Below are 13,767 nucleotides of genomic sequence, written 5' to 3'. Positions count from 1 at the left end.
ATTTTAAGATGATTAACAAACGTTTATTAATAAAAAATTTATTAGCTCAAAACGATGAGAATAGCTTTTATGATAAAAAGCGTAAAATTTCATTTGATACAAGTGAAGGTAAAGCTAAATTTTTAAAACACGTTTGTGCATTGTCAAATTCAAATCCACAAAATAATTCATATATTGTAATTGGCGTTGAAGATGAAACTAATAATATTGAAGGCGTCGATTTTTTTGATGACAGTAAAATTCAAAATTTAGTAAACTCTTATTTTGAAAATCCTCCTCAAATTAAATATGAAAATATCCCTTTCCCAAGATTGCCAAGACATAAAGTTGTGGGTTTAGTTACCATTCATCCTAATAATAAAGTTACATTTTTAAGCAAACCCATTTGGAAATATGTGAGAGGAAGAATTTTCTTCAGAAGAGGAAGCAATTCAATGTCTACTTTAGGAAAATTTGAATTAAAAAACACCAATCAAGCAATTGTTGAAGCAATAGAAATAAATGCAAGTAATAACATTCAGTTAACTTTGGATGGGGTTTTCGATTTTATGAATAGGCATAAGTCAGATTATCACCCAACCTATAAAGTTTTTAATGAACAATTTGTGTTGTGTTGGGCTGGAAAAAAAAAGAAAGTAGGCAACAAAATATTTTATTCTCGTGTAGATATTGAGTTGGTGAATGAGCAAGTACGTCTTTTTTACTCTGCTTTAGATGAAGTTAAAATTGAACATAACCATAGATCATTTATTATTACGGAATATGTTTATTTGAGAATTAAGGATGAATTTGATTATTATCCGTTTGAAAAAACAGTCATTCATTTTAAAGACAATGGGAAACATGATATTGTAAGTGAATTGGTTTTTCAACCACCTCAATTTGATAAAACTATTTTATACCATGTTTTTAACAATTGTAACGCTATTTTAATGAAGTTAAAAAAGCAAGTGCCTTTAACAGAAACTGAATTGATAGATTTACAAGAGATACCAACTAATTATTTAATTTGTGCTTTAAATGATTTTGAAGATGCAAGATTAAAATTGGAAGAAATTAAAAATATTTTAAGAGAATTAGAAGATAAATCAGCTTATATAAAATATAAAGAAGCAGTCAGGGTTTTAAGAAAAGTTAAAAATCAATAAAAATGAGCATAGAAAATGCCTATAATGTGTGGGCAGAACAATACGACAGTAATGAAAATAAAACTCGAGATTTAGATAAAATAACTGCAATAGAAATTTTGTCAAATTATAATTTCGAGAATGTTTTAGAGTTAGGATGCGGTACAGGGAAAAACACAAAATGGCTATTAGAAAAAGCTAAAAAAATTATAGCGCTTGATTTTTCTCAACAAATGCTGAATAAAGCAAAAGAAAAGATAAACAATAATAAAGTAACATTTATAAAATGTAATTTATTACAACCTTGGAAGGTGAATAATGAGTTTGTAGATTTAATAACTTCTAGTTTAATGCTTGAACATATTAAAGATTTAGATTTCATTTTTAAACAAGCTTATTTAAAATTAAAACCCAGCGGAATTTTTTTCATTAATGAATTGCATCCGTTTAAGCAATATAATGGTAGTAAAGCCAGATATGAATCTGAAAATGGAACTGAAGTTTTAGAAGTTTATACACATCATATTTCTGAATATTTAATTACGGCAAAGAATAACGAATTTATATTGATAGAAATTCAGGAACAGTTTGACAATGAAGATGAAAATGAAATCCCAAGATTAATTTCATTTGTTTTTAAGAAAAATTAAAATTTTAATCATACACAAAAGAGGCTGTATGAGAAATTTCACTTCTCATACAGCCTCTTTTTTAAACTTAAAATAGTGCTATAAATTTTACAAATCAAATTTTATACCTTGTGCTAAAGGAAGCTCTGTAGTATAATTAATAGTATTTGTTTGACGTCTCATATATACTTTCCATGCATCAGAACCAGATTCTCTTCCGCCACCTGTTTCTTTTTCGCCACCAAAAGCACCACCAATTTCAGCGCCTGAAGTTCCAATATTTACGTTTGCAATACCACAATCTGAACCAGCTTGAGATAAGAAAGCTTCAGCTTCACGTAAATTATTAGTCATAATTGCTGAAGATAAACCTTGCACTACACCATTTTGAATTTCAATAGCATTATAAACATCACCTGTATATTTTAATAAATATAAAACAGGAGCAAAGGTTTCATTTTGAACAATTTCGAAGTGATTTTTAGCTTCGGCAATTGCGGGTTTTACATAACAACCACTTTCATAACCTTCACCGCTTAAAACGCCACCTTCAACTAATAAATTTCCACCTTCTTCAACTACTTTTTGCAGTGCTTTTTCATACATTTTTACGGCATCTTTATCAATTAACGGTCCAACGTGATTATTTTCATCTAAAGGATTTCCAATACTTAATTGTTTATAAGCAGCAACTAATGCATCTTTTACTTTATCGTACATAGATTCGTGAATAATTAACCTACGAGTAGATGTACAACGCTGACCAGCTGTTCCAACAGCACCAAAAACAGCGCCAATAATAGTCATTTCTATATCTGCATCTGGCGTTACAATAATAGCATTGTTTCCACCTAATTCTAACAAACTTCTTCCTAAACGTTCAGCTACATTTTTTGCAACAATTTTCCCCATTCTTATAGATCCAGTTGCTGAAATTAACGGAATTCTTTTATCAGTAGTCATATATTCACCTACTTTATAATCTCCATTTACAATACAAGAAATTCCTTCAGGCAAATTATTTTCTTTTAAAACTTTAGCAATAATATTTTGACAAGCAATACTACATAAAGGAGCTTTTTCTGAAGCTTTCCAAATGCAAACATCACCAGCAATCCAGGCTAAAGCAGTATTCCAAGCCCAAACAGCTACAGGAAAATTAAATGCGGAGATAATTCCTACAATTCCAAGAGGGTGGTATTGATCGTACATTCTATGTCCAGGTCGTTCAGAATGCAATGTAGAACCGTTTAATTGACGAGATAATCCAACTGCAAAGTCACAGATATCTATCATTTCTTGTACTTCACCCAAGCCTTCTTGTAAAGATTTCCCCATTTCATACGAAACTAACTCACCTAACGGTTGTTTTAATTCTCGTAATTTTTCACCAAACTGACGAACAATTTCACCACGCTGAGGTGCAGGTTTTAATCTCCAAGTTTTAAAAGCACTTTGAGCGGTCTCCATAACTTTTTCAAAATCTTCTTTTGTGGTTGAAATAACTTTGCCTATTAATTTTCCATCTACAGGAGAATACGATTCAAGTATTTCCCCATTTCCAAAGAAATTTAAACCTGTTGAAGTGCCTTGATTTAGTTTTTTTACACCTAGCTTTATAAATGCATTTTCAATTGTTTTATCAATAGTTATATTTTCCATAGTTTGGATTTGATTTTTTAGTTAATTTAAGCAAAATTACAAATAATAAATGTTTTAAAAAGAAAAGCCGATTCAAATCTGAAACGGCTTTCTCCATTCAATATTTGGTAACCAGCCAAATAATAAACCAACTAAAACTTATAATTTAAACCTGTATAAACCCCTAAGTAATATGGTTGAATACTACCAGAGTTTTTAGAAAAGGTATTTGTTTGAACTTTAAACATTGGGGATATATTTATAAATAGATTTTTATGAATTGAGTAATCTATATCTAAACCAATATTTCCACTAAAGTTTATAGATCTTAAATTGTTTGAAGAACCCAAACTTTGAGAAAAGTTATCAGTTTCAATAAAAACTTCATCTCTATTTAATAGAAGCGTGCTAAAACCACCAACTACATTTAAACCTAGTTTTCCATTTACAACATTATATTTTATTTCAACAGGAATTTCTACATAGCCAAAAACCTGATTTAAACTTCCTGAGTTATCAATATCTTTTGATGAAATATTTTCACTTTTAGCCAAAATAGGATTACTAGATAAATTAGAAAAACCAATGACTGAAACACCTGGTGTTACGTAAATTCCGTCTGTTGTATACCCTAAATTAATAAGGTTAACACCAGATTGCACACTAAATTTATTGTTAAGTTCATATGCAAATTTTACACCGTAAGAATAGGATGAATTTCCAGAAGTTGGATTTTCTTTGAACTGTGAATCAACTCCAGATCCATCACCAAATGAATTGATATAAATGGGTGCAAATATGGTAGCAACTGTAAGTTTGCCATTTAAAAAATCTTTAGTAGCTGCTTTATCAGCAGTATTATTTTGTAATGGTAATTTTTCAGCATCAGCTAAGTAATAGATACTTGATGCTTTTTTAATATTATTTGATTCTTCAATTAAATTTTCTTTAACGTCGTTAACAAAAGTATTTAAATTGGCAAAACCAGCATTATTTTCTAACTCAATAGTTGAATCAATTTTAGTTTTGGTAGTTTTTGTAGTTGCTAAAGTTGTATTTATTTCAAGGTCTTTAGTCTCTATTACTTTAGGAAGTTTATTTTTCTTTGGAAGAAAATTTTTACTTAAATTAGAGGTTGGTAAAAAATAAATAGTACCAACACTAAAAAGTAAAGCAAACAACGCTGCAATACTTGAAATTTTAGCCCAAATAGGTATGTGACGTTTTTTTGAAGGTTTCGCTAATTGTTTTTCAATAGCATTCCACACTTTAGCTGGTGGGGAAACCTCAAAGTCTTTTAAATTCTCTTGGAATAGTCTATCAATATTTTTTAAATCTCTCACTAGTATCTTATAATCTTAAATAGATAGTTGACTTTCTTGATGTTTTTCAATTTTTCGTTTTAAAATGGCTCTTGCTCGGGCTAAATTTGATTTTGAGGTGCCTTCTGCAATTTGCAACATTTTAGAAATTTCTTTGTGAGAGTAACCATCTAAAACATACAGATTAAAAACCATTCTGTATCTGTCAGGTAATTCTTGTATTAGATTTAATAAAAAATCTAAAGAAACTTCATCATCATCAATGTCAACAATCACTTCATCGGGTATCTCTTCAGTAATTAAGTTTAACACGTTCTTTTGTCTATATTTTAAAAGAATGGTGTTTACCATTACACGCTTTAACCAACCTTCAAAAGATCCTTTAAATTTAAACTGCCCAATTTTATTGAAAATGGTAATAAAACCATCTTGAAAATTATCTTGAGCTTCTTGTTTATTTTTAGAGTACTTTAAGCATATAGAAAACAACTTACCAGAAAAAAGTTGGTAAATTTCTTCTTGTGCCTTTCGGTCGTTCTTAGCACATTGTTTTACGAGCTCGTTTAAACTCAAAAGCAATTGTTTTAATTATTAATAAGATACCTATAAAGATTATAGGTTGCGTAAATTTACATTACTTTTGTGTTCTTTCCCAAAATTTATGAAAATAAATAGCATTTTTGATATTCATAAGAATACTGATTTTGAAAAAATCACGCTTGAAATATTTAAATTTCAAGCTAAAAACTGTACTGTTTATAATGAATTTTTGAATTTATTAAAGGTTGATATTAAGAGTGTTAAAAGCGTATATCAAATTCCTTTTTTACCTATTCAATTCTTTAAATCACGTCAAATTATTTCTTCAAAAAAACCAGTTCAGCGTATTTTTTTAAGTAGTGGAACTACCGGAAACACACAGAGTAGGCATCATATTACAGACTTAACTATTTATGAAAAAAGCTTTACAATAGGATTTGAAAATTTTTATGGAAACATTGAAGATTATACAGTTTTAGCATTGTTACCTTCTTATTTAGAACGTGATGGATCTTCACTAATTTATATGGTAAATGACTTTATTGAAAAATCTAACAAACCAAAAAGTGGATTTTATTTAAACAATCTAGACGAATTAAGTAAAATTTTGATAGAATTAGATAAAAAAAATGAAAAAGTGCTACTAATTGGTGTTTCTTTCGCATTGTTAGATTTGGTTGAAACGTTTAATTTTAAATTGAAAAACACCATAATTATGGAAACTGGCGGAATGAAAGGAAGAAGAAAAGAGTTAATAAGAGAAGAATTACACCAAGTTTTATGCAAAGGTTTTGGTGTAGAAAAAATTCATTCAGAATACGGAATGACCGAATTATTGAGTCAAGCATATTCTAAAGGAAATGGCATTTTTGAATGTCCGCCTTGGATGAAAGTTTTAACGCGTGATACTGAAGATGCGTTAACTATTTTACCAGAAGGAAAATCGGGTGGAATTAATGTAATTGATTTGGTAAACATTAATTCTTGCTCGTTTATAGCAACACAAGATTTAGGGAAAACTTATAAAAATGGAACATTTGAAGTTTTAGGCCGTTTTGATGATTCAGATATAAGAGGTTGTAATTTAATGGTATTGTAATAAGTGTATTAAGTCTCCCTAAATTATTTCAGCTTGACGAAAAAAGACTACTGTTGGAGTAGCCTTTTTAAAAATTATATGTAAAAATAATTAATTATACTATTTTCAATAAAAAATAGCTTTTTTTCCCACGTTGTAATAACACAAATTTATCAGCAATTAAATCATTTGTAGTAATTACAAAATCATCTTTCACTTTTTCTTTATTAACGGAAATTGAATTTTCACTTAAAGCTCTTCTTACTTCTCCATTCGATTTTAAAAATCCAGTATCTGAAAAAGCAGCAACAATTTCCAATCCGTTTTCAATAACAGAACGTTCTATTTCAGCTTGAGGAACTCCATCAAAAACATCTAAAAATGTTTGTTCATCTAAAGATTTTAAATCTTCAGCAGTTGAGTTTCCAAATAATATATTTGAAGCTTTTATTGCATTTTCATAGGCTTCAGGGCCGTGTGTCATTTTAGTAACTTCTTCGCCAATTTTCTTTTGAAGAATACGAGTATGCGGAGCTTCTTTATGATCTGCAATTAACTGTTCAATAGTTTCTTTATCTAAAAAAGTAAATATTTTAATATATTTTTCAGCATCTTCATCTGAGGAGTTTAACCAATATTGGTAAAATTTGTAAGGTGAAGTTCTGTTAGCATCTAACCAAACATTTCCACCAGCAGTTTTTCCAAATTTTGAACCATCAGCTTTTGTAATTAATTTACACGTTAATGCATATGCTTTACCTTGGGCTTTTCTTCTAATTAATTCAGTTCCTGTAGTAATATTTCCCCATTGATCTGAACCTCCCATTTGAAGTTTACAGTCATTTTCTTTATATAAATGATAAAAATCGTAACCTTGAAATAACTGGTAAGTAAATTCTGTGAAACTCATACCAGTTTGTGAATCTGAATCTATACGTTTTTTAACAGAATCTTTTGCCATCATATAGTTCACAGTAATGTGTTTACCAACATCACGCACAAATTCAATTAATGAAATGCCTTTCATCCAATCGTAATTATTAACTAATTTAGCGGCATTTTCAGTAGTGCTATTAAAATCTAAAAAACGAGCTAACTGACCTTTAACACCAATTATATTTTTGTTTAAAGTAGCTTCGTCTAATAAATTACGCTCGTCAGATTTCCCTGAAGGATCACCAACCATTCCTGTAGCTCCACCAACCAAAGCAATTGGATTATGACCTGCTTTTTGAAAATGCATTAATATAATAATTGGCACTAAGCTTCCAATATGTAAAGAATCGGCCGTTGGATCAAATCCAATATAACCTGTAGTTTTATTTTTTAATAAGTATTCTTCAGTTTCTGGCATCATATCGTGTAACATGCCTCGCCAACGTAGTTCTTCAACAAAATTCATCTTCAAATTTTTTAATTTCAGCAAAGATAAAATTTTAGTTGTTAGTTGTTGTGTTTAGCCATTAGTTTTTTAAATAGTAACTCTTACACAATTCAACAAATAAACAATTGAACAAATTAATAAATACCCAAACATTTTTTATACTTTCGTTTTATGATTTTAGTAACAGGAGGAACAGGTTTATTAGGTGCACATTTATTGTATCATCTTTTATTAGAAAATGATACTGTAAAAGCAATTCACAGAATGAAAAGTGATTTAAAAACTGTAAAAAATGTTTTTAGCTATTATTCTGATGATTTTGAAGCAATTTTTCAAAAAATTGAATGGGTTGAAGCGGATATAACAGATGTTTGTTTGTTAGAAGAAGCTTTTGAAAATGTTACAGAAGTGTATCATTCAGCAGCATTGGTTTCTTTTAATCCGAAGGATTATAAGGAAATGCGAAAAATTAATATTGAAGGCACTTCAAATATTGTAAATCTTTGTATTGCTAAAAAAGTTAAAAAATTATGCTTTGTAAGCTCAATTGCAACCATTGAAAAATCTGTAAAAAGTAAAATTATTGATGAAGATTGCGAATGGAACCCAGAAACCAATAATTACGGCTATGCAATTTCTAAATATGGTGCAGAAATGGAAGTTTGGAGAGCTTCACAAGAAGGTGTAGAGGTTGTAATTGTAAATCCAGGAGTAATTTTAGGAGCGGGTTTTTGGCATAATGGTTCAGGAGCAATATTTTCTAAAATTAAAAGTGGATTACCTTTTTATTCTGAAGGAATTACAGGCTTTGTTTCTGTAAATGATGTTGTAAAATCAATGATTTTATTAATGAATAGTGAACTAAAAAATGAACGTTATATTTTAGTTTCAGAAAATATAAGTTTTAAAGAAGTATTTTTTAAAATAGCTGATGGTTTTGGCGAAAAACGACCTTCTATAAAAGTTTCAATAATAATGAGCGCTATAGGTTGGCGACTGGAAAAAATAAAAACTATTTTAACAGGAAAAACGCCAATGTTAACAAAGCAATCTTCAAGATCGATACATTATAAGCAGTATTATTCTTCCGAAAAAATAAAAAGAGCTCTTAATTATAAGTTTGAACCTATTTCAGAAACGGTAAAAAATGTTTGTGAATTGTACAAAAAATAACAAATTGAGTTCAGTATATCAAAATATTATTGAAAAATGGACTAATACTTAGCCTTTAGAAACTAGAATAATTACACTTTTTGATAAAGTTCGCGATATACCTTATGGCGATATTGGATCTAGAAATCCCTTAGATGTTTACAAACAAAATAAAGGAACTTGTTCAGGGAAACATGAATTATTAAAAGCACTTTACAAAGAATTGGGAATACCGGTGAAGGATTTTATAATAATCCATCGTTTTAAAGAATTGCCTATTTTATTTCCAACCAATATCAAAGAAATTTTGGATAATACGGACATAATTGATCCTCATAATTTTATTAAAATTGAAATAGAAGGTAATTGGATAACTGTAGATGTAACGTGGGGTAAAAACTTTAAAAAACTTGGTTTTCCTGTAAATGAAAATTGGGATGGAAGAACGAATATGAATATTTCTGTCGCACAAGGAGGCGAAATTTATGAAACAGAAAACCCATTAGAATTGAAAGTGAAACTGATAAGTAAACAATCTGAAATAGCACAAAAAGAAAGAAAGATTTTCCTTAAAACAGTTACAGAATGGCTTGATAACGTAAGAGAATAATAGTGTGGTTTTTAAAGTGGATTATTCTATAATTACATTTTTTTAGCTTTTTTTAAGCTATCTATTTTTTTTGATTCTCTAAAAATAGCATTTTTAGAGGTTTTTATGGAGTCTTTTCTTACACGTGCAATAGAGTCAGCTAATTTAATTTCATTATCATATTGTTCTTTTAATGCTTTTAGGCGTTTATCAACTTTTTCAAGTATTTCATCATAATCATCAATTCTTGAAGTGTAGTAATAATTACTTTCCCTAAATCTTGATGAATCAATTTTATATTTTTCAAAAACAAATGGAAAATAATTTGTGCTGCGCTGGAGGTTTATGTTTTTAATGTTATCACCACCATTTGCAATAAAAATATCGGTCAATAAATCAATCATTTGTTCTTTTGGAATTAAATTTTCAGGTTTTTTAATAATTGTATTACTAGTGCAAGCACCAAAAAAAACACTTAAAATAAGTATGTAAATAAATTTATTCATTTGTTCTATTAAACAGTAATCGTTTCCCTTTTATTGTGTTATGAAATACGCCATTATGATATGCTAGGTGTCCATTCACAAAAGTATGTGTTATTTTTGAATAAAAAGTGGAACCTTCAAATGGAGACCAACCACATTTATACAAAGTATTCTCTTTTGTAACTGTCCAAGGCGAATAAATATCTACCAATACTAAATCAGCATAATAGCCTTTTTTTATAAACCCTCTTTTTTCAATTTTGAAAATTTTAGCAGGGTTATGACACATTTTCTCTACTATTTTCTCAATTGAAATTTTATCTTGCCTGTGGGCTTGCAATAAAGCTGGTAAAGCATGTTGTACTAGAGGTCCTCCACTTGGAGCTTTGGTATAAACTTGTTTTTTTTCCTCTAAAGTATGAGGTGCATGGTCAGTAGCAATAACGTCAATTTTATCATTTAACAGCGCTTTCCATAGTCCTTCCTTATCTTTTTTAGTTTTTATTGCTGGATTCCATTTTATAAGAGTTCCTTTTGTTTTATAATCACTCTCATCAAACCATAAATGATGCACACAAACTTCTGCAGTTATTTGCTTTTGTTCAACGGGTAATTTATTTGAAAATAGTTCAGTTTCTTTAGCTGTTGACAAATGAAAAACGTGTAAACGTGCTCCGGTTTTTTTTGCGAGCGCAATAGCTTTAGATGATGAAATATAACAAGCTTCTTCGCTTCTAATTTTTGAATGAAATTCTATAGGAATATCTTCACCATACTCTTTTAAGTAGGTATCTAAATTCTTTTTTATGGTAGCTTCGTCTTCGCAATGAACTGCAATAAGCATTTTGGTTGAAGAAAATATTTTTTCTAAAACCTTTTCATTATCAACCAACATATCACCTGTTGAAGAACCCAAAAACAATTTAATTCCAGCAACATTTTTTGGATTTGTTTTTAGTAATTCTTCTAAATTATCATTGGTGCCGCCAAACATAAATGAATAATTTGCGTAAGAACTATTTGCTGCAATTTCAAATTTTTGCTCCAATAATTTTTGAGTTGTAGCTTGTGGAACTGTATTTGGCATTTCAATGAATGAAGTTATACCGCCAGCAATAGCAGCTTTACTTTCACTTTCAATAGTTGCTTTATGCGTTAATCCGGGCTCTCTAAAATGCACTTGATCATCTATAGCACCTGGAATTAAATATTTTCCTTCAGCATCAATAACAGTTGTATCTGCTGATTTTGAACTAATTGAAGTGTCTATATCAACAATATATTCACCATCAATTAAAATATCGCCTTCAAATATTGCTCCTTCATTAACAATTTTAGCATTTTTAATAAGTATCAAACTCATATTTTTCTTTTTCTTTTATTTTGGCAATCCTTGAAATCTCATTTTAATGACTCCAAAAACAGCTTCTGAAATAATACCTCCACTCATTTTGGAAGTTCCTCTTTTTCTATCTGTAAAAACGATAGAAACCTCTTTATGTTTAAAGTTGTTTTTCCAAGCTTTAAATTTCATTTCAATTTGAAATGCATAGCCAACAAACTTAATTTTATCTAACTCTATAGTTTTTAGCACATTACTTTTATAGCATACAAAACCAGCAGTTGTATCAAAAATTGGGATTTGGGTTATAATTTTAACGTACTTTGATGCAAAATAGGATAAAAGTAATCGTTTAATATCCCAGTTAACTACATTAATTTTGTTATTCAGATATCTTGATCCTATTGAAAAATCAGCTCCATCAATAGCACAGGCATTGTATAAATGTATTAAATCTTTTGGATTATGCGAAAAATCAGCATCCATTTCAATAATATAATCGTAATTATTTTTTAAAGCCCACTTAAATCCGTGAATATATGCGGCACCAAGTCCCGTTTTTTCTTTTCTAACTTCTAAAAATAAATTGGAAAATTCATTTTGAAGGTTTGCTACAATATCTGAAGTGCCATCAGGTGAGCTGTCATCTACAACTAAAATGTCAAATTGTTTTTCTTGAGAAAATACAGCTCTAATAATAGCATCAATATTTTCTTTTTCATTGTATGTTGGAATAATAATTAGTGTATTTGACATATAGCAAAATTATTTCGCAAAGATAAAACAAATTATTCCTAATTTTGCATTAAAATAATCGCTAAGTTAATGTTTGAAGCCACAAAAATAATACATCAAAATAGTGATTGGATTACATTGATTTTAGTTTTTATTTTTTTTATTTTATCACTTTTAAAAGTCATTTTTAAAGATAGATTGTATCATGAAAGTACATTATTTTTTTCAAAAAAATATCTTTCTATCTATTTTAATAAGGAAAAAAATCTAACTTTAAACTTGTTTCAAATAGCACTCTTTTTTGTTAAACTATTAGTACTGTCGCTGCTACTTTATTTTGCAAATGTGTATTTTAAAATCCATCCTAATTCATTGAATTTCAGTACCTATATGTTACTTTTTTTGGGGGTTGGATTGTATTTTAGTATTCACTTTTTAATAGGGCTTTTACTTGCTTTTTTATTTAATTTTAAAAATGAATTCACTAAAGTGATTTATTTTAAAGTAAGTTATTTTAATAATTTAATTTTATGGATATTACCATTTTTAATTTTTAGTATTTACACTAATAAAATTCAAGAATTTTCATTTAGAATTACCTTTTTATTAGTTGTATTATTATTGATTTTGAGGTATGTATTAATTCTGGTTTATAATAAAAAATTCATTTATAATAACTTGTTCTATTTTATTTTATACCTTTGCGCCCTTGAAATAGCACCTTTAATAATTGTTTTAAAATTAACTGTTTAAAAGATAAAATTGAAGAATATGAAAGTGAAAACAATATTAGTTTCTCAGCCCGCACCTAAAACTGAAAACTCTCCTTATTTAGAATTATCAGAAAAACAAAAAGTTAAAATTGATTTTAGACCGTTTATTCATGTTGAAGGAGTTTCAGCAAAAAATATTAGAGCTCAAAGAATTGATTTAAAAAATTATTCAGCAATTATTTTAACAAGCAGGCATGCTGTTGATCATTTTTTTAGAGTTGCTGAAGAAATGAGATATACAGTACCTGATTCATTGAAATATTTTTGCGAATCGGACGCTGTGGCTTTTTACTTACAAAAGTATGTTGTATACCGTAAACGAAAAATTTACGTTGGTGGAAAAACTTTTGAAGATTTAGCTAAAGTGATAAAAAAACATAAAGATGAAAAATTTCTATTGCCATCATCAGATAAATTAAAAGAAATTGTTCCAAGTACTTTAAATGATCTTGAAATAAATTGGGAAAGAGCTGTTTTTTACAAAACGGTTATGAGTGACTTATCTGATTTACAGGATGTTTTTTATGATGTTTTAGTATTTTTTAGCCCTTCAGGAATTGACTCTTTATTTAAAAATTTCCCTAATTTCAAACAAAATAATACATGTATAGCAGTATTTGGAAATTCAACTGTAAAAGCAGCTACTGATGCTGGCTTAAAATGTAATATTGAAGTTCCAACACCTGAAACGCCTTCAATGACTATGGCATTGGAAAAATATATAATTGAGGTAAATAAAAAGTAAAATTTATTCACATAAAAAAACCGAGTTAAACTCGGTTTTTTTATGTGAATAAATTTGAGAAAACGTCTTCAACTTTAGAAACTATAATCACTTTAATGTTGTGATTTATTTTACTTATTTTATTAAATTTTGAGATAAATATTTTATGAAATCCTAGTTTTTCAGCTTCTAAAATACGTTGTTCTACTCGGTTTACTGGGCGAATTTCACCAGCCAAACCTATTT

The 13,767-nt window shown here is 28.6% G+C and carries 14 protein-coding genes and 1 pseudogene; 7 read left to right on the top strand and 8 right to left on the bottom strand.

What is annotated here, in order from left to right; translation table 11 throughout:
• Both ABY863_RS09765 and ABY863_RS09760 read left to right on the top strand, forming a co-directional pair.
• The coding region (locus tag ABY863_RS09765; RefSeq protein WP_372794301.1) for an ATP-binding protein at nt 1–1,148 on the top strand (1,148 nt) is incomplete at its 5' end.
• A 2-nt stretch (nt 1,149–1,150) separates the two neighbouring features.
• Nucleotides 1,151–1,777 carry a class I SAM-dependent methyltransferase gene (locus ABY863_RS09760; RefSeq protein ID WP_372794300.1) on the top strand — a complete coding sequence of 209 codons (627 nt, stop codon included), beginning with the start codon at nt 1,151–1,153 and terminating at the stop codon, nt 1,775–1,777.
• An 87-nt stretch (nt 1,778–1,864) separates the two neighbouring features.
• On the opposite strand, the gene ABY863_RS09755 is transcribed toward ABY863_RS09760, so the two are convergent.
• The 3 genes from ABY863_RS09755 to ABY863_RS09745 all read right to left on the bottom strand — a co-directional run bounded on the left by ABY863_RS09755 (nt 1,865) and on the right by ABY863_RS09745 (nt 5,292).
• Complete coding sequence (locus tag ABY863_RS09755) at nt 1,865–3,418, bottom strand: aldehyde dehydrogenase family protein (RefSeq protein ID WP_372794298.1); 1,554 nt, start codon at nt 3,416–3,418, stop codon at nt 1,865–1,867.
• Nucleotides 3,419–3,549: 131 nt separating this feature from the next.
• Nucleotides 3,550–4,740 carry an outer membrane beta-barrel protein gene (locus ABY863_RS09750; protein WP_372794296.1) on the bottom strand — a complete coding sequence of 397 codons (1,191 nt, stop codon included), beginning with the start codon at nt 4,738–4,740 and terminating at the stop codon, nt 3,550–3,552.
• A 15-nt stretch (nt 4,741–4,755) separates the two neighbouring features.
• Nucleotides 4,756–5,292, bottom strand: coding sequence for an RNA polymerase sigma factor (locus ABY863_RS09745; protein ID WP_372794294.1), 537 nt, complete (start codon nt 5,290–5,292; stop codon nt 4,756–4,758).
• 88 nt (nt 5,293–5,380) lie between these two features.
• Here ABY863_RS09745 and ABY863_RS09740 point away from each other — a divergent pair, with 88 nt between their 5' ends.
• Nucleotides 5,381–6,358 (top strand): acyl transferase, encoded by a 978-nt coding sequence (locus ABY863_RS09740; protein WP_372794292.1) that lies wholly within the window; start codon nt 5,381–5,383, stop codon nt 6,356–6,358.
• 94 nt (nt 6,359–6,452) lie between these two features.
• Here ABY863_RS09740 and tyrS read toward each other — a convergent pair whose 3' ends face one another.
• Nucleotides 6,453–7,739 carry a tyrosine--tRNA ligase gene (gene tyrS / locus ABY863_RS09735; protein ID WP_372794290.1) on the bottom strand — a complete coding sequence of 429 codons (1,287 nt, stop codon included), beginning with the start codon at nt 7,737–7,739 and terminating at the stop codon, nt 6,453–6,455.
• A 153-nt stretch (nt 7,740–7,892) separates the two neighbouring features.
• On the opposite strand from tyrS, the gene ABY863_RS09730 reads away from it, so the two are divergent.
• Both ABY863_RS09730 and ABY863_RS09725 read left to right on the top strand, forming a co-directional pair.
• Nucleotides 7,893–8,894 (top strand): SDR family oxidoreductase, encoded by a 1,002-nt coding sequence (locus tag ABY863_RS09730; RefSeq protein ID WP_372794288.1) that lies wholly within the window; start codon nt 7,893–7,895, stop codon nt 8,892–8,894.
• Between the two features lie 214 nt (nt 8,895–9,108).
• Complete coding sequence (locus ABY863_RS09725; RefSeq protein WP_372794286.1) at nt 9,109–9,483, top strand: hypothetical protein; 375 nt, start codon at nt 9,109–9,111, stop codon at nt 9,481–9,483.
• Between the two features lie 32 nt (nt 9,484–9,515).
• Here the strand turns inward: ABY863_RS09725 and ABY863_RS09720 are convergent, their stop codons facing one another.
• From ABY863_RS09720 to ABY863_RS09710, 3 genes are read right to left on the bottom strand one after another with little or no spacing between them, the layout of a single operon-like run.
• On the bottom strand, nt 9,516–9,968 hold the full coding sequence (locus ABY863_RS09720) for a DUF4296 domain-containing protein (RefSeq protein ID WP_372794284.1): 453 nt from the start codon (nt 9,966–9,968) through the stop codon (nt 9,516–9,518).
• Nucleotides 9,961–11,310: a dihydroorotase gene (locus ABY863_RS09715; protein WP_372794282.1), complete on the bottom strand. Its 1,350-nt coding sequence runs from the start codon at nt 11,308–11,310 to the stop codon at nt 9,961–9,963. The genes ABY863_RS09720 and ABY863_RS09715 overlap by 8 nt, the downstream gene beginning before the upstream one ends.
• A gap of 15 nt (nt 11,311–11,325) precedes the next feature.
• Nucleotides 11,326–12,045, bottom strand: coding sequence for a polyprenol monophosphomannose synthase (locus ABY863_RS09710; RefSeq protein WP_372794280.1), 720 nt, complete (start codon nt 12,043–12,045; stop codon nt 11,326–11,328).
• A 69-nt stretch (nt 12,046–12,114) separates the two neighbouring features.
• On the opposite strand from ABY863_RS09710, the gene ABY863_RS09705 reads away from it, so the two are divergent.
• Nucleotides 12,115–12,777 carry a DUF4271 domain-containing protein gene (locus ABY863_RS09705; protein WP_372794278.1) on the top strand — a complete coding sequence of 221 codons (663 nt, stop codon included), beginning with the start codon at nt 12,115–12,117 and terminating at the stop codon, nt 12,775–12,777.
• An 18-nt stretch (nt 12,778–12,795) separates the two neighbouring features.
• On the top strand, nt 12,796–13,542 hold the full coding sequence (locus ABY863_RS09700; RefSeq protein WP_372794276.1) for a uroporphyrinogen-III synthase: 747 nt from the start codon (nt 12,796–12,798) through the stop codon (nt 13,540–13,542).
• Nucleotides 13,543–13,582: 40 nt separating this feature from the next.
• Here the strand turns inward: ABY863_RS09700 and ABY863_RS09695 are convergent.
• Nucleotides 13,583–13,767, bottom strand: a pseudogene (locus tag ABY863_RS09695) (DNA repair protein RadA); the annotation flags it as partial.

This window comes from Lutibacter sp. (assembly GCF_041562875.1).
GTDB lineage: Bacteria > Bacteroidota > Bacteroidia > Flavobacteriales > Flavobacteriaceae > Lutibacter.
The sequence above is the reverse complement of the archived record's forward strand: the minus strand, read 5'-3'. Positions and strand labels throughout refer to the sequence as shown.